The organism is Blastococcus jejuensis, assembly GCF_039534705.1.
GTDB classification, from domain to species: domain Bacteria; phylum Actinomycetota; class Actinomycetes; order Mycobacteriales; family Geodermatophilaceae; genus Blastococcus_B; species Blastococcus_B jejuensis.
The window spans coordinates 678,797-694,975 of the sequence record NZ_BAAAVV010000001.1; the positions used below are offsets into that span (position 1 = coordinate 678,797).

General features: G+C 75.1%; 14 protein-coding genes and 1 tRNA gene. 7 read left to right on the forward strand and 8 right to left on the reverse strand.

The window, feature by feature from the left end; translation table 11 throughout:
• The first annotated feature begins 76 nt into the window (after positions 1-76).
• The 4 genes from ABD644_RS03290 to ABD644_RS03305 all read left to right on the forward strand — a co-directional run bounded on the left by ABD644_RS03290 (position 77) and on the right by ABD644_RS03305 (position 2,943).
• The gene (locus ABD644_RS03290) at positions 77-643 is read left to right on the forward strand and encodes a PAS domain-containing protein (RefSeq protein WP_344687075.1); all 567 of its coding nucleotides are present in this window, start codon (positions 77-79) and stop codon (positions 641-643) included.
• A gap of 1 nt (position 644) precedes the next feature.
• Complete coding sequence (locus tag ABD644_RS03295; RefSeq protein WP_344687077.1) at positions 645-1,598, forward strand: methyl-accepting chemotaxis protein; 954 nt, start codon at positions 645-647, stop codon at positions 1,596-1,598.
• 19 nt (positions 1,599-1,617) lie between these two features.
• Positions 1,618-2,853, forward strand: coding sequence for a hypothetical protein (locus tag ABD644_RS03300; RefSeq protein ID WP_344687078.1), 1,236 nt, complete (start codon positions 1,618-1,620; stop codon positions 2,851-2,853).
• Between the two features lie 16 nt (positions 2,854-2,869).
• A tRNA-Gly gene (locus ABD644_RS03305) sits at positions 2,870-2,943 on the forward strand.
• 20 nt (positions 2,944-2,963) lie between these two features.
• Here ABD644_RS03305 and ABD644_RS03310 read toward each other — a convergent pair.
• The 3 genes from ABD644_RS03310 to ABD644_RS03320 form a co-directional block, all read right to left on the reverse strand.
• Positions 2,964-3,185 (reverse strand): DUF7218 family protein, encoded by a 222-nt coding sequence (locus tag ABD644_RS03310; protein ID WP_344687079.1) that lies wholly within the window; start codon positions 3,183-3,185, stop codon positions 2,964-2,966.
• A 58-nt stretch (positions 3,186-3,243) separates the two neighbouring features.
• Positions 3,244-4,728 (reverse strand): flavin monoamine oxidase family protein, encoded by a 1,485-nt coding sequence (locus tag ABD644_RS03315; RefSeq protein WP_344687080.1) that lies wholly within the window; start codon positions 4,726-4,728, stop codon positions 3,244-3,246.
• A 70-nt stretch (positions 4,729-4,798) separates the two neighbouring features.
• Positions 4,799-6,844 carry a putative bifunctional diguanylate cyclase/phosphodiesterase gene (locus ABD644_RS03320; RefSeq protein WP_344687081.1) on the reverse strand — a complete coding sequence of 682 codons (2,046 nt, stop codon included), beginning with the start codon at positions 6,842-6,844 and terminating at the stop codon, positions 4,799-4,801.
• 273 nt (positions 6,845-7,117) lie between these two features.
• Here ABD644_RS03320 and ABD644_RS03325 point away from each other — a divergent pair, with 273 nt between their 5' ends.
• Positions 7,118-7,654, forward strand: a complete 537-nt coding sequence (locus ABD644_RS03325; RefSeq protein ID WP_344687082.1) for a universal stress protein — start codon at positions 7,118-7,120, stop codon at positions 7,652-7,654.
• Between the two features lie 60 nt (positions 7,655-7,714).
• On the forward strand, positions 7,715-9,403 hold the full coding sequence (locus ABD644_RS03330; RefSeq protein WP_344687083.1) for a sensor histidine kinase: 1,689 nt from the start codon (positions 7,715-7,717) through the stop codon (positions 9,401-9,403).
• 3 nt (positions 9,404-9,406) lie between these two features.
• Here ABD644_RS03330 and ABD644_RS03335 read toward each other — a convergent pair whose 3' ends face one another.
• The 3 genes from ABD644_RS03335 to ABD644_RS03345 form a co-directional block, all read right to left on the reverse strand.
• A complete protein-coding gene (locus tag ABD644_RS03335; RefSeq protein WP_344687084.1) occupies positions 9,407-10,060 on the reverse strand; it encodes a response regulator transcription factor in 654 nt (217 codons plus the stop codon).
• A gap of 90 nt (positions 10,061-10,150) precedes the next feature.
• Positions 10,151-11,179 (reverse strand): type III polyketide synthase, encoded by a 1,029-nt coding sequence (locus ABD644_RS03340; RefSeq protein ID WP_344687085.1) that lies wholly within the window; start codon positions 11,177-11,179, stop codon positions 10,151-10,153.
• Between the two features lie 69 nt (positions 11,180-11,248).
• Entirely contained in the window at positions 11,249-11,938 is a 690-nt protein-coding gene (locus tag ABD644_RS03345) for a methyltransferase domain-containing protein (RefSeq protein ID WP_344687199.1), read from the reverse strand.
• A gap of 105 nt (positions 11,939-12,043) precedes the next feature.
• Between ABD644_RS03345 and ABD644_RS03350 the strand changes: the two genes are divergently transcribed.
• Positions 12,044-12,967, forward strand: coding sequence for a ribokinase (locus ABD644_RS03350; RefSeq protein WP_344687086.1), 924 nt, complete (start codon positions 12,044-12,046; stop codon positions 12,965-12,967).
• Between the two features lie 67 nt (positions 12,968-13,034).
• Here ABD644_RS03350 and ABD644_RS03355 read toward each other — a convergent pair whose 3' ends face one another.
• Together ABD644_RS03355 and ABD644_RS03360 are read right to left on the reverse strand one after the other, a co-directional pair.
• Complete coding sequence (locus tag ABD644_RS03355) at positions 13,035-14,198, reverse strand: acyl-CoA dehydrogenase family protein (RefSeq protein ID WP_344687087.1); 1,164 nt, start codon at positions 14,196-14,198, stop codon at positions 13,035-13,037.
• The gene (locus tag ABD644_RS03360) at positions 14,195-16,171 is read right to left on the reverse strand and encodes an ATP-binding protein (protein ID WP_344687089.1); all 1,977 of its coding nucleotides are present in this window, start codon (positions 16,169-16,171) and stop codon (positions 14,195-14,197) included. The genes ABD644_RS03355 and ABD644_RS03360 overlap by 4 nt, the downstream gene beginning before the upstream one ends.
• Between the last annotated feature and the right edge of the window lie 8 nt (positions 16,172-16,179).

Sequence of the window (16,179 nt, forward strand, 5' to 3'; positions counted from 1 at the left end):
CGAGCCCGGTCACCGCGGCCGGGTGGACTGCCGATGACGGAAGTCGTCCCAGGAGCGGGACCCGGAGGAGGAGCACGTGCTGGACACCCAGGCGCCGCGGAGCGCGCGCCGCGCCGTCGTCCCGACCGGCGAGGAGCGCAGCTTCGGCACCGACGAGCTGATCGTCTCCAAGACCGACACCCGGGGCGTCATCACCTACGCCAACGACGTGTTCCTGCGGGTCAGCGGGTACGCGATGGAGCAGGTGCTGGGCCAGCCGCACAACCTGATCCGCCACCCGGACATGCCCAAGGCCGTCTTCGCGCTCCTCTGGGACACGCTCGCCGAGCGGCAGGAGCTGTTCGCCTACGTCAACAACCTCGCCGCGGACGGCGCGCACTACTGGGTGCTGGCGCACATCACCCCGTCCTACGGGCCCGACGGGTCCGTCGTCGGCTACCACTCGAGCCGCCGCCGTCCCTCGCCCGCCGCCGTCGCCCAGGTGGCGCCGCTGTACGACCGGCTGCTCGCCGAGGAGCGGCGACACCCGAACGGGAAGGCTGCCGTGGCCGCCTCGACAGCGCTGCTGGGCGAGCTGATCGCCGCACAGGCCGAGTCCTACGAGGCGTTCATCTGGTCGGTCATCGGCCGTGAGGAGATCTGACGTGGGCTTCCGGGCGAAGAAGGACGACGCGGCCGCGGAGCTGGCGGCCTACCGCGCGTTCGTGCGCCGGCTGACCGAGACCTGCGAGGCCGCCGCGGCCGGCGACCTCGAGGCGCGCATGCAGCCGACCGCCGACACCGCCGACATCGCCGACCTGCGGGCGCTGCACCACGCCGTGAACCGCGTGCTCGACGTGTCCGACGCGTTCGTCCGCGAGTCGAGCGCGGCGCTGACCTCGGCCGCCGAGGGCCGCTTCCATCGCAAGCTCCTGCTCACCGGCCTGCGCGGCGCGTTCCGCTCGAGCGCCACCGACATCAACACCGCCCGCGGCGCGATGGAGCAGTCCGCGGGCCGGGTGGCCGAGGCTCAGAACTCCCGGCTGCGGCTGGCCGACGAGTTCGAGTCGGTCGTCCTCGCGATGTCCGAGCAGGTGGCGACGGCGTCGACGGAGATGAGCGCGTCGGCGTCCGGGCTGACCGGTGCGGCCTCGGCGGCCAGCACGGAGGTGACGGCGGCCCGCGACACGATCACGTCGCTGACCCGCTCGTCGGCCGAGATCAAGGAGATCATCGCGCTGATCGACTCGGTGGCCGCCCAGACCCGGCTGCTGGCGCTCAACGCCACGATCGAGGCCGCCCGCGCCGGGGAGGCCGGCAAGGGCTTCGCCGTCGTCGCCTCCGAGGTCAAGGACCTCGCCGACCAGACCGGGCGGGCCACCGAGCGGGTCACCGCGCAGGTCGAGCAGATCCGGCAGGCGTCGGAGGACGTCGCCGCGGTCATGAGCAACGTGGGCGACACCGTCGCCGAGATGAACGGTCTGGTCGACGGGATCGCCGCGGCGGTCGACGGATCGGCGTCCCTCGGCGCCGACGCCACCGACGTCACCGGTCTCTCGCAGATGGCCGAGAAGCTCCGCTCGGAAGCGACCGGGTTCCTCGCGGAGATGCGGCGCTGACCTGCCCTAACGTGGGCGGGTGCCCCCGACCCGGCCGCCCGCCCTCCGGTTGCTGACGGGCGCGGCGGCCGGCGGCCTGTGGTCCGGGGTGCTCGACGGGGGCCGCGTGGAGCGGCTCGACCCCACGGGCGTCACGCTGCAGCCCGACGGGGCGGCGACCGTCCGGTACTCGGCCACGGTCGCCTGGGCCGACGGCCGGCAGACGCGGGAGTCGCTCGTCGCGACCACCGGCAACCGCATCCCCGGCGGCGCCACGATCGTCCCGGCCACCGCCGACGGGCACCGGATCCGGGTCGGCGTGTGGCGCTGGCCGCACGATCCGGCCCTGCCCGCGCTGGCCTGGGCGTCCTCCGGCGCCGCGGTCGCGGCCACCCTCCAGCGGCTCGGGCTCGCGACGGGCCCGGTCCGGCTCCGCCTGCGTTCCTACCGCCCCGGACGGCGGGCCGTCGTGCAGGTCGAGTCGTCGGCCGGCCCGTTCTTCCTGAAGGTCGTGCGCCCGGCCGTGCTCGGCCGCCTGGCCGAGCGTCACCGCGTCCTGGCCGGCGCCGTGCCGGTGCCGCCGGTGCTCGCCGCCACCGAGGACGGCGTCCTGGTCCTGCCGGGCCTGCCGGGGGAGCCGATGCGCCCCCTGCTCGCCGGCAACGGCCGGGGCCTGCCCTCCCCCGCCGAGCTCGAGCGTCTGCTCGACGCGTTCCCTGCAGCCGCTGCCGACCTCCGGGCCGCCGGGAGCCGGCCCCCGGGAGACGCGCTGGCCCGGGTACCCGACCACGCCGCCGTCCTGGGCGCGGTGGCCGGTGAGCTGCGCCCCCGGCTGGACGCGCTGTGCGCCGCCCTCGCCGCCGCCGATCCCGGCGGCCACCCCGCGGTACCGGTGCACGGCGACTTCTACGAGTCGCAACTGCTGGTCGAGCACGGCGCGGTCGTCGGGCTGCTCGACGTCGACACCGTCGGCCGGGGGCACCGCATCGACGACTGGGCCACGCTGCTGGGGCACGTCGTCCTGCTCGAGCACATCCTCCCCGAGCCGGCCACGGCCGTCCGCTACCGGCGGGCCGTGGAGGACCACGCCCTCGGCCGGTGGCCCGCGGCCCAGGTGCGACCGCGGGTGGCGGCGGTCCTGGTGGGCCTGGCGACCGGCCCCTTCCGCGTGCAGCAGGCCGACTGGCCCGCACTCACCGAGGGCCGCGTCGCGCTCGCCGAGGAGTGGGCCGGCGCGCACAGGGGGGCTGGTCGTGCCCGCGGGCCTGCCAGGTAACATCTGAGGGCCACACGCGGGTGTAGTTCAATGGTAGAACATCAGCTTCCCAAGCTGACAGTGCGAGTTCGATTCTCGTCACCCGCTCCACGCCTCTCACCAGAGCATGGTCACGACTTCTTGGCCGCGGCCTTGCCGCCCTTCCGTCCCGCCTTCTTCTTCTGGGCGGTCGTGCCGCCTTGCTTCGGGTCGCCACCCGACCCGGACTTCTTCCCGCCCTTGCTGGACGCGTCCGGGGAGTTGGCGATCTTGGCGGCCCGCTCCTTCGACATGCCCTTGTCCTTGAGCGCCTCGTACTGCTTCTCGTTCTTCACGCTCGCCCTGGTAGCCATGACGTGCTCCTCTCCGAGCCTCGGCGCTACCCGCCCCGGCCCCCGTCCATGCGGCACATCACCTCGCCGCGAGCACCTCGGCCGCGGCGCGCCGGCCGGACGAGATCGCGCCGTCCATGTAGCCGTGCCAGAACGTCGCCGTCTCCGTGCCCGCCCAGTGCAGCCGGCCGACGGGCGCCCAGATCGCCTCGCGGTCCTGGGTCAGCGCGCCTGGTCCGAGCAGGTGCACCGGTCCGCCGCGGCTCCACACCTCGTCGCTCCAGTCCTGGACGACGACCTCGCGCGGTGCGGCCGCCTGTGGCCCGAAGAACGTGACGAGCTGGTCCAGGACCGCCGCCTGCAGCGCCGCGTGGTCATCGCCCCACCGGCGCGCCTCGTCGCCACCGACGAAGGCGAGCAGACCCCCGATGCTGTCGTCGGCGGGCGTCACGTCGTAGCAGATCTTCCCGGGGCCGGTGTCGCTGACCACGGCACCGGTCAGCCCGGCGTCCCGCCAGAAGGGCCGGTCGTAGACCGCCTCCACCTTCATCAGCCGCCCCTGCGGGCTGTGCTGCGTGTAGTGGTCGCGCGCGGTCGGCAGCGGCGGGTCGTAGTCGATGCGGCCGGCCAGGTTCGGGGGGACGGCGATGATCGCGCGCGAGGCCTGCACGCTGAGCCGGTCGCTCACCACGCGGACGCCGTCGGCCGTCTGGACCACCGACCGCACCGGGGCCGACAGTTGCACGCGCTCGCCGAGGGCGGCGGCCATCCGGAGGGACAGCGACTGCGCGCCGTCGACGAAGCGTCGCTCCTGGGCGCCGCCCCGCACGTCGATCAGCCGCTCGAAGGTCCCGGGGTTGTCCTCGTCGCCGGCGCAGGCGACGTACCAGAGCGCGTAGAGCAGCGAGATCTCGCGGGCCTCGGCCCCGAACAGCGCGTTGAACGCGGCGGAGGCGACCTCCCGCGTCTGGGGGGAGGTGGTGTGCTCGCGGAGCCAGGTCTCGAGGGTCTGGCGGTCCCAGTCCTCGGCGTCGGCGGCGGTCCACGGCGCGTCGACCGGCACCTTCGTCGACATCTCGTCGATGAGCGCGATGACGGCGACCAGGTCCGGGAGGATCGTCGGGTCTGGCGGGGCGCCGCCGGTCGGGCCGCCGCTGGGATACGGGAGGACGACGCCGTCCCTGTAGTAGAGCGCGTTCCCGTCGTCCACCTGGGCGAACGTGTCGAGCCCGAGCTCGGTGGCCAGCTCGGCCACCGCGTTCTGCGTCGGACCGATCCAGGTGCCGCCGAGGTCGGCCACGTGCCCGCCGGGCAGCGGGTGGCTCAGCGTGCGCCCGCCGACCCGGTCCCGGGCCTCGAGCACCACGACCCGGCGCCCGGCCGCGGTCAGCGCCCGGGCCGCGGTCAGTCCGGCGAGCCCGGCCCCCACGACGACGACGTCCGCGGACAGCGTCCGCCCGCCGCCCCCGGCGGGGCCTGCCTGGGCGACGCCCGGGTGCAGCACCGCGGCGCCGGCCGCGAGGGCCGCACCAGTCATCAGCTGGCGACGGGAGAGCTGGGGCATGCGACCGTCCTGACGTCGAGGGCTCCGGTACGACGGGGTACCGGGCACAACGAGTCAGGGGTCGGGCAGGTCACGACCCGGCGGGAACCTCGGTGTCGTGGATCGTGCCGACCGTCGCGAGCAGCTCCGAGAGCTGCGCCGCGGGCATCGGGCGGGCGAAGTGGTAGCCCTGGGCGATGTCGCAGCCGAGGGTGCGCAGCGCGTCCACGTGCTCCGCGCCCTCGACGCCCTCGGCGACGACGGTCAGGCCCAGGTTGTGGCCCAGGTCGATCGCGGTCCGCACCAGGACGGCGTCCTGCGCGGTGGTGCACATGCCCAGCACGAACGAGCGGTCGATCTTGAGCTCGTCGACGGGCAGCCGGCGCAGGTAGGCCATCGAGCTGTAGCCGGTGCCGAAGTCGTCGATCGACAGCCGCACGCCGAGGTCGTGCAGCCGCTGCAGCACGTCCATGCAGCGGGCGGCGTCGCCCATGACGGCGCTCTCGGTGACCTCGAGCCGCAGCAGGGACGCCGGCACGCGGTGCTCGGTGAGCAACCGCTGCACCATGTCGGGGAGGCCGGCGTCGAGCAGGCAGCGCGTGGAGAGGTTCACCGCGACCGGGACGGGGTGGCCGGCGTCGAGCCACGTCCGCTGCTGGGCGAGGGCCATCTGGAGCACGCGCTCGGTGAGCCGCAGGATGATGCCGGTCCCCTCGGCCACGGGGATGAAGTCGCCGGGCGGAACGAGACCCTGGGTCGGGTGCTGCCAGCGCAGCAGGGCCTCGACGCCCTCGATCCGCTCGCCGTCCAGGGTGATCTTGGGCTGGTAGTGCAGGAACAGCTCGCCCTCGGCCTCCAGGCCGCGGCGCAGGTCGCCCAGCACGGTCAGCCGGTTGGGGGCGGTGGCGTGCTCCTCCGGCTCGAAGACCACCGCGGCGCCCTTGAGCTCCTTGGCCGCGTACATCGCGATGTCGGCGTTGCGCAGCAGGTCCTCGGTGCCGGTGCCGTGCCACGGGGAGAGCACGATGCCCACGCTGGCCTCGACGTCGAGGACGACGCCGTCGACGTCGAAGGCGCGGTGCAGCGACTCGCGCAACCGCTCGGCCACCAGCCGGGCCTCCGACTCGCCGTCGACGGTCGGCAGCAGGACGGCGAACTCGTCGCCGCCCAGTCGCGCGATCGTGTCTCCCTCGCGGAGCACCGACTGCAGGCGCGGGCCCACCTGGCGGAGCAGCTTGTCGCCGTAGGTGTGCCCGAGCGTGTCGTTGATCTCCTTGAACCGGTCGAGGTCGATGAGCAGGAGGGCGACCTCGTCGTCGGATCGGCCGGCCGCCACGAGGGCCTGCTCGAGCCGGTCGCGCAGCAGTTCCCAGTTGGGCAGGCCGGTCAGGGCGTCGTGGGTCGCCTGGTGGCGGTCGCGGTCGGCGGACACCTGCAGCTCGGCGGTCTGCCGGCGCAGCTTGCCCGAGGCGCTGGCGATGAACCGGAAGAGGCCTCCGTAGAAGACCGTGAGCCCGATCACCAGGGTCCAGGTGAGCTTCTCGACGTCGGCCTCGACGGCCTCGGCGACCGGCGCGTAGGGCAGGTAGAGCTCGGCGACGCCGTCCGGGGTGGCCGAGCCCTCGAACTGGACCGGGACGTAGACCTCGAGCAGCCGGCGGTCGCCGATCTCGCTGTCGTCGGAGTCCGTCGTGCTGTGCGAGAAGCCGGAGACGACCTCACCGCGCAGCGCCGCCTCGAACTCGTCGGACTCGGTCGTGCGGCCGATCAGGTCCGCCTCGTCGGAGTAGACGATCTCGCCGTCGCGGTTGAAGATCTTCAGCTCGACCGGGTCCATGTCGTCGAGCTCGGCGCCACCGCGCTGCAGATCGGCCGCGGCGCCCTGGACGGCGGCGCCGACGGGAGCCAGTCGCGCCGGGTCGATGCCCTGCTCGAGATCCTCCGGTGACAGCTGCGGCTGAAGGCCGAGCCGGACGGCGACGAGCACGGTCCACTCGGCCTGCTCGCGGGCACGCTCCGTGATGGCGGTGCTGAGCACCGAGGACAGCACGAACCCCACCGCGATGGTCAGCACGAGGCTGGCCACGCCGAAGCGGGTCAGCAGGCTGAGTCCGCGCGCGCGGCGGAGCAAGCTCATGCCTATCCATCGGATGCGGCGCCGTCCTCCTTGAGAACGTGCTCCGATCCACCCCTTCCGGGGGGCACCCCTCCTTTCGTGCGGAGAGCGCACGCGAGGGCGCATCGCGCGCCGGGGGCACCCGGCGTTTGCTCACCGTGCCGGTTTCCACAGATCACGCAGAGTGCTGACACGCGTGCGCATGGCACCAGTTCCGGAACGACAACCGAGTGCAGTCCGCAGCCGGGTCCTAGGTCCCTGGGGTGGCCCCCGCGCGCCGGTCACGATCCCCCCATGAGCGAGACCCGGTCACCGTGGGAACCCGAGCAGGCACAGCCCGCTCCGCACGGTGACGACCGGTCGGTCGACCCCGCTGTCCCGGAGCCGCGTGCGAGCGTCGAGCCGCTGCGCCTCCCGCCGCTGCTCCCCCGCCGGCAGAACCCGTGGCTGGTCGTCGAGGTCGACGACACGCCCGCGACGCACGGCGCCCTGGTCTGGGCGCTGCGCGAGGCCGCACGACGGGAGGCCACGGTGGTCGCCGTCTGCGTCCTCGACACCCCGGAGGACGACCCCCTCGGCGGCGCGAGCCGAGGCGCGCTCCGGGCCCAGCTGGCCGCGCACGACCGGCTCGAGGCGCAGGTGCTGCGCGCCATCGCCGAGACCGGCGTGCAGGGCCGCAGCCGCACCCAGGTCCTGGCCCGCCCGGTCTTCGACGCGCTGACCGCAGCCGCGCGGGGCGCCGACCTCGTGTTCGTCGGGGCCGGCAGCAAGACCCTGCTCCGCCAGGCCGTGCCCCGCACTCCGACGCGTCGCCTCGCTCGAGGCGCATGACCGCGCTCCCCCGTCCCCGGGCGACTTCCCCTGCCCGGCCGAGCCTCCTACCGTCGGGCCGTGTCCCCGCCCGACCTTCCGGACACCGTGGCGACCGGTGACCGGTCCGACCCGCCGGCGTTGAGCGTCCCCGTGCTCGCCGCCGCGGTGAAGGCGGCGGCGTCCGGGAGCCGGCTGGAGGCCACCCTGCGCGACATCGTGCACGCCGCCGTCCGGCACGTCGGCGCCGCCTACGGAGCGCTCGGGGTGCTCTCGCCCGACGGGCGAGGCCTCGACCGGTTCGTCATCGCCGGGATCGACGAGGCCGAGGCCGAGCGCATCGGCCTCCTGCCGACGGGCCAGGGCATCCTCGGCCTGCTCGTCGCCGAGCCCGAGGTCCTGCGGCTCGAGGATCTCGGCCTGCACCCCGACTCGATCGGCTTCCCCGCGGGTCACCCGCCCATGCGGTCGTTCCTGGGTGTGCCGGTGCGGGTCGGGGACGCCGTCTTCGGCAACCTCTATCTCACGGAGAAGCAGGCCGGCGGATCGTTCACCGACGTCGACATCGAGATCGCCCAGGCACTGGCCGCCGTCGCCGGGCTGGCGATCGGCAACGCGCGGCTGGTCGAGCAGACGGAACTCCGGGACCGGTGGCGGCAGGCCGGGACGGACATGACCACCGCCCTGCTGTCCGGCGCCGAACCCGACGACGTGCTGCGCTCGGTCGCCACGCGCGTCGCCGATCTGGCGCCGGCGGACCTCTGCGCGGTCCTCGCCCCGAGCGTGGACGACGACGAGAGCCTCACCATCGTCGCCGCGGAGGGGAAGGCGGCCGGCGACGTGGAGGGGGTGCGCATCCCGATCGAGGGCACCTACGTCGGCTCCACCCATCAGGCCGGCGTCGCCCGGCTGATCGACGACATCAGCACCATGGCGGTCCTCGGCCGGCGCGCGGCGACGGTCGTGGAGCTGACGGCCGGCTACGGCCCGGCACTGATCGCGCCGGTCGGCAGCCCGCCCGATCGTGACCTGCTGGTCGCCATGCGGACCGCCGGCCGCGAGCCGTTCCGCAACGACGACCTGCAGCTGCTGTCGACCTTCGCCGCCCGCGCCTCGGTGATCCTCGAACTCGCCCGCGCGCAGCAGCGGGAACGGCAGCTGCGGTTGCAGGCCGACCGGGACCGGATCGCCCGCGACCTGCACGACCACGTCGTGCAGCGACTCTTCGCGACCGCGCTGTCGCTGGACCGGCTCAGCCGGTCGCTGGCGCCGCGGAATCCGGAGGCGGCGGCCCGCCTCTCGGCGAGCGTCGACGAGCTCGACGGCACGATGGCCGAGATCCGGGCGGCGATCTTCGAGCTGCAGCAGGAGACCGGACCCGAGCCCTCGACGGTCCGCCGCCAGCTGACCGACGTCGTCCGGCAGGCCACCGAGGGCCACGCGTTGCAGCGCGACCTCCGCTTCCGCGGCGCCGTCGACGACCTCCCGCGCGAACTCACCCCCGACCTCGTGGCGGTCGTCCGGGAGCTGGTCACCAACGTCGTGCGGCACGCCCGTGCGCAGCGCGTGACGGTCACGGTGAGCGCCGGCGACGAGGTCCGGGTCACCGTCACCGACGACGGCGCGGGCCTGCCGCCGGTGACCGTGCGCAGCGGCCTGGCCAACCTCGCCGACCGGGCCGAGCGCCGCGGGGGCCGGTTCAGCATCCGCACCGGGGGATCGGGCACCGAGGTGTGCTGGATCGCGCCCCGCCGCTCCGCCGCCGCCTGACCGTCAGGTGGCGGCGCGGTCGCGCAGCTCGGTGGCGAGGATCGCCGCCTGGGTGCGCCGCTCGAGCCCGAGCTTCGCCAGGAGATGGCTGGTGTAGTTCTTCACCGTCTTCTCGGCCAGCCCCATCCGGACACCGATCTGGCGGTTGGTCAGGCCCTCCCCGATCAGCCGCAGCACCGTGCGCTCCTGATCGGTGAGCAGGCCCAACCGGTCGCCTCCGGCCGCGGCCGGGCCCCGTGCCCGCGGCGGGCCGGGAGGCACCTGGTCGTACAGCGTGCCGCCCGCCGCGACGGTCCGCACCGCCGACACCAGGGCCGGGCCGCGGACCTGCTTGAGCAGGAAGCCCGCCGCCCCGGCCCGTCGCGCGGCGTGGAGGGCCTCCTCCTCGGAGAAGCTGGTGAGGACCAGACAGCGGAGCCCGGGCACGCGGTGCCGCAGCCCGCGGCAGAGCTCGGCCCCGTCACCGTCGGGCAGCCGCATGTCGACGACGAGGACGTCGGGACGCACGGCCGGCACGCGCGCCAGAGCGTCGGTCACGCTGCCCGCCTCGCCGACCACGGTGATGCCCGGATCGTCCTCGAGCACCTCGGCCACGCCGCGGCGGACCACCTCGTGGTCGTCGACGAGGAAGACCCGTACCGGTACCGCAGCGACCATGGGGACCCCCTCCCGGTTCGCCTCCGGACGCTAGCGCCCTGGCCCCCTCCAGCGCACCGCTCCGAGCGTGCGGGAGGAGGGGGTCCTTTCTCAGGCCGGGAGCAGCAACGCGGCGTAGAGGGTGAGCCCGGGTCCGAACGCCATCGCGACCACGGGACCGTCCACGTCGGCGAGCTCCTCGAGCACCAGCAGGACCGTCGCGGACGAGCAGTTGCCGTGCTCGGCGAGCACCCTGCGCGAGGCGCCCATCTGCTCCTCGGTCAGGCCGAGCTCGTCCCGGACGACGTCGAGGATGCGGGGGCCGCCGGGGTGCACCGCCCACCCGGCGACGTCCTCGACCCGCAGGCCCGCGCCGGCGAGCAGCTCGCCGACGACGTCGCCCACGTGCCGGGCGAGGACGTCGGGAACCCGCGGGGACAACCCCATGCGGAAGCCGAGATCGGTGACGTCCCAGGTCATGTGGTCGGCGGTGGACGGGTCGGTGCGGGCGACGACCCCCGCCATCCGCCGTCCGCGCCCGGCGCCCGGCTCGACGACGACGGCCGCCGCCGCGTCGGAGAACAGCGCGTGGGCGACCACCTGCTCGAGATCGGCCTGCGCCGGCTGGACGTGCAGGCTGGTCAGCTCGCAGCAGAGCAGCACGGCGGGGCGCGAGCGGGCGGTGACGAAGTCGCTGACGGCGGCGAGCCCGGGGACGGCGGCGTAGCAGCCCATGTGCCCGATCAGCAGCCGCTGCAGCCCGGCGGGCATGCCCAGGTCGCTGGCCAGCCGGATGTCGAGGCCGGGAGTGGCGTACCCGGTGCAGGTGGCCACGGCGAAGAGCCCCACGTCGCCGGGCGCGAGCCCGGCCGCGTCCAGCGCCCCGGCCACCGCCTGCTTGCCCAGCGGCAGCGCCTCCTGCACGTAGCGCTCCATGCGGGCGCCGGTGCCCCACTGGCTCAGGTCCTCGTCCAGCGGGCTGGCGACCGCGTGCCGGCGGCGGACGCCGGCCCCGGCGAAGATGCGGCGGGCCGAGCGGACGCCCGCGTAGTGCCGGGCGAAGAAACCGTCCCAGACCGCGTCCTGGTCGATCGTCGCGGGCAGGGCCGAGCCCGCACCGGTCACGACGGCGGCACTCACGGGTGATCCGGGGCGCACGGGCTCGGCGTCATCTGTCCGACGGTACGACGCGCCTTTCCCCCACGCCCGTCAGCGCTTGCGCCCGTAACCGGCGAAGACGACGGCGGTGGAGCGGGTGGGCTTCATGGTGACGGCGCTCCGGCGGCCGAGTCGCCACGCGATCGCCTCGCGCAGCGAGGGCCGCAGCCCGACCAGGCGCAGGTCCAGGCCCAGCCGGTCGGCCGCGGCGAGCAGCCGCTCCCGGTCGACGAAGAGGGCGGGATCGTGCAGACCCCTGGGGGGCCCGCCCGGCAGGCGCTCCAGCAGGTGCACGTTGACCAGCACCGACAGCCGGCCGGCCGCGAGGGCGTCGAGCACGAGCGTGCCCCCGGGCCGCAGCAGGCGGGCGCACTCGGCGAGCACCCCGACGTCGTCCTCGACGTGCTCGAGGATCTCCCCGGCGAGGACGACGTCGGCGCACCCGTCGGCCAGCGGTACGGCCAGCACCGAGGCCCGGACGGGCGTCACCCCGTGCTCGCGGGCGATCTCGAGGCCGCGCAGCCCGATGTCGACGCCGAGGTGGCGGTAGCCCAGGCGCGCGACGTGCGGCCCCATCAGACCGCCGCCGCAGGCGAGGTCGACCAGCACCGAGCCCGGGTGCGCGGCCGGCGGGATGTGCTCGGCGCGCGACGCCGCCAGCCAGTGCAGCGCCGCGAACTCACCGTCGGGACGCCACCAGTGGTCGGCCAGCTCGTCGTACTGGGCCGGGTCGTTGCGCATCCGCCTCACCGCGCGATCATGGCGCGCGGACCACCGTTCGCGCGTCCGCGGTGGTCACGACGCCATGATCGCGGCAGCCGCTGCCGCTCGCCCCCCGGAGGCCCCGTGTCCGTCACCGTCGTCGGCAGCCTGAACGAGGACGTGCTGGTCACCGTCGGCCGCCTGCCCGGCCGGGGGGAGACGGTGATCGGCCGGGCGGCCGCGCTCGCGCCCGGCGGGAAGGGCGCGAACCAGGCCGCCGCCGCGGGCCTGCTGGGTGCGGGCGTGCACATGGTGGGCCGGGTCGGGGCGGACCCGGCCGGGCAGCGGCAGCGGGACGCGCTGGTCTCCGCCGGGGTGGCCGTGGACCACGTGCACGCGGTCCCCGGGGTGCCGACGGGCAGCGCCACGATCCCGGTGGAGGACGGCACGGGGGAGAACCTGATCGTCGTCGTCCCGGGCGCCAACGCCGAGCTCGGCGTGGCCGACGTCGAGATCGACGTGGTCCGCACCGCCGCCGTCGTCCTGCTCCAGCTCGAGGTGCCGATGGAGACGGTGCACGCCGCGGCGCGGGTCGCCACCGGCACGGTCGTGCTCACCCCCGCACCGCCGCGGCCGCTGCCCGACGAGCTCTGGGCGCGTGTCGACGTCCTGGTGCCGAACGAGCACGAGTTGGTCCAGCTCGCCGGGGTCGACCCGGGCGAGCGGTCCCCGGCCGAGCTGGCCGCCCTGGCCCGATCGGTCGCGTCGTCGGCCGTCGTGGTCACCCTCGGTCCCCGCGGCGCGCTGGTCGTGCCGGAGGAGGGCCGGGCCCTGGTGCAGGTCCCGCCGCCGGTCGAGCCGGTGGACACCACCGGGGCGGGCGACTGCTTCTGCGGCGCGCTGGCCTCGGCGCTCGCCGCGGGGGAGCCGCTCGCCGACGCCGTCCGCTACGCGGTCACCGCGGCGGCGCTGTCGACCACCGGCGCGGGTGCGCGCGGGGCGCTGCCCGACGACGCCGCCGTCCGGGACCTGCTGCCGCTGCTGCCCGCCCCCGTCCCCGTCGGCTGACTCACTGGCGCTCCCGCGGCGAACTGCACCGCAGGCGTGAGCTTTCTGTACCGAAAGCTGGGTCGGGTCAGTAGGAGCGGGGGAGCTGCAGGTCGTGCTGGGCGACGAAGCTCAGGATCATCTCCCGGCTCACCGGGGCGATCCGGCTCAACCGGGAGGCGACCAGCAGCGCGCCGACGCCGTACTCCTGGGACAGGCCGGCGCCACCGTGGGTCTGCACCGCCTGGTCGACGGTGCGCGCGGCGGCCTCGGCGGCGGCGTACTTCGCGCTGTTGGCCGCCAGCCCCGCCTCGGCGTCGCGGCCGGCGTCGATCAGCCAGGCCGCCTTCTGCGTCATCAACCGGGCCAGCTCGATCTCGATCTGGCAGGCGGCCAGCGGGTGGGCCAGCCCCTGGTGGGCGCCGATCGGCGTGCCCCAGACCCGGCGCTCGCGGGCGTAGTCGGTGGCCTTGCGCATCGCCAGCCGGGCGACGCCGAGCGAGAAGGCCGCGGCCATGACCCGCTCGGGGTTCAGCCCGGCGAACAGCTGGGCGATCCCCTGGTCGGGGTGCCCGACCAGGGCGTCGGCGGGCAGCCGGACGTCGTCGAGGAACACCTGGAACTGGCGCTCGGGGCTGACGATCTCCATCGGGATCGGCTGCGCGGACAGGCCCGGCGCATCGGTGGGGACGACGAACAGCGCCGGCCGCAGGGTCCCCTTCGGCCCGTCGGCCAGCTTGCCGACGACGAGGACCGCGTCGGCGAGGTCGACCCCGCTGATCCAGGTCTTGCGGCCGGTGAGCACCCACTCGTCGCCGTCGCGCCGGGCGGTCGTGGTGATCTCGTGCGCGTTCGAGCCGGCGTCGGGCTCGGTGATCGCGAACGCCATGATCGAGGAGCCGTCGGCCAGGCCCGGGAGCCATCGCTGCTTCTGCTCGTCGGTGCCGAACCGCGCGATCACGGTGCCGCAGATCGCCGGCGAGACGACCATCATGAGCAGCCCGCAGCCGGCCGCGCCGAGCTCCTCGCAGACCAGCGCGAGCTCGACCATGCCGCCGCCCCCGCCGCCGTACTCCTCGGGCAGGTTGACGCCGAGGAACCCGGCCTTGCCGGCGTCGGCCCACAGCTCCCCGGTGGTGCCGCCGGACCGTGCCTGCGCCAGGAAGTAGGCCTGGCCGTAGCGCGAGCCGAGGTCGGCGACCGCCGCGCGCAGCGCCCGCAGCTCGTCGCCCTCGTCGAAGTCCAGACTCACGAATCCTCTTCCTGTCCGATGACGGCTGCCTCGATCACGGCCAGCACGGCGCCGGCCTCCACCTGGGCACCGACCGTGGCGTCGACCGAGCCCACCACGCCGTCGGCCGGGGCCACAACGGGGTGCTGCATCTTCATCGCCTCGAGCACGAGCAGGGGCTGCCCGGCCGCGACCCGATCCCCCGCCGCCACGTGCACCGCGACGACGGTGCCCGGCATCGGGGCCACGAGCGACCCCTGCGCCACCACCGCCGCGGCGTCGAGGAATCGCGGCAGCTCGCGCAGCGCCACCGCCCATCCGTCGCCGTCGACGTCCACGAGGTCGCCGTCGACGGCGACGGCGAGGCGGTGCTCCACGCCGGCCAGTTCGACGACCACCTCGTCGGGCGTCGCCGACACCAGCCGCAGTCCGGGGACGTCGGTGAGCAGCCCGTCGCGGGTGAGCCGGTACTCGACGTCGAGGGTCTCGTCGCCGAGCGCGAAGGCGACCCGCTGGGGCTGGGACGGGACGTTCCGCCACCCGCTCGGCAGCGTCCCGAGCACGGCCGCGTCCCGGCGGCGGGCGGCCGCCCCCGCCAGCGCGGCGGCGAGGAGCGCCAGCCCGAGCTGCGTCTCACCGGCCAGCGGGGCCGCGAGCGCGTCGAGCCCGACCCGGTCGAAGAACGCGGTGTCGGTGCGGCCGGCCAGGAAGTCGGGGTGCCGGAGGGTGCGGACCAGCAGGTCGCGGTTGGTCACCGGACCGTGGACACGGGCACCGGCCAGGGCCGCGGCGAGGCGGGCGGCGGCCTCCGCCCGGGTGGGCGCCCACGCGATCACCTTGGCCAGCATCGGGTCGTACGCGGTGCCGACCGGCGTGCCGTCGAGGACGCCGGAGTCCAGCCGGATGCCCGGCCGCGCGGGGACGTCGAACTCCGCGGCCACCCCGGGGACGGCGAACCGGCGGACCGTCCCGCCGGTCGGGCGCCAGCCCCCTGCCGGGTCCTCGGCGTACAGCCGGGCCTCGATCGCGGCACCGCGCGGCTCCGGCGGCGCGGCGGGCAGCCGCTCCCCCGCCGCGATCCGCAGCTGCCACGCCACCAGGTCCAGCCCGGTGACGCACTCGGTGACCGGGTGCTCGACCTGCAGGCGGGTGTTGGTCTCGAGGAACCAGAAGCTGCCGTCATTGCTCGCGAAGAACTCGACGGTGCCGGCGCCGACGTAGTCGATCGCCTTCGCCGCGGCCACCGCCGCCGCCGACAGCTCGGCGCGCAGCGCGTCGTCGACCATCGGCGACGGCGTCTCCTCGACCACCTTCTGGTGACGGCGCTGCAGCGAGCACTCCCGCTCGCCCAGCGACCACACCGTGCCGGCGGTGTCGGCGAGGATCTGCACCTCCAGGTGTCGGCCCGCCTCGACGTAGGGCTCGCAGAAGACCGTGGGATCGCCGAACGCCGACGCCGCCTCGTTCCGGGCGCCCTCGAGCGCCCCGGGCAGCTCGGCGAGGGTGCGCACGATCCGCATCCCGCGCCCGCCGCCCCCGGCCGACGCCTTGATCAGCACGGGGAGGTCCTCAGCGGTGACCGTGCCGGGGTCGAGCTCCGGGAGCACCGGCACCCCGGCGTCGGCCATCAGCCGCTTGGCCTCGACCTTGGAGCCCATCGCGGCGATCGCGGCCGGCGGGGGTCCGATCCACACCAGCCCGGCGTCCAGCACGGCCTGGGCGAACTCGGCGTTCTCCGACAGGAAGCCGTAGCCGGGGTGGACGGCGTCGGCCCCGGCCGCCCGGGCGGCGTCGACGATCAGGTCCGCGCGCAGGTAGGTGTCGCCGGGCGCCGAACCGGGCAGCCGGACGGCCCGATCGGCCTCGCGGCGGTGCGGGCTGTCGGCGTCCGCGTCGGAGTAGACCGCGACCGTGCCGATGCCGAGGTCGCGGCAGGTGCGGAACACCCGGCGGGCGATCTCGCCGCGGTTGGCCACCAGAACTCGGGTGATCACGGGGCCCC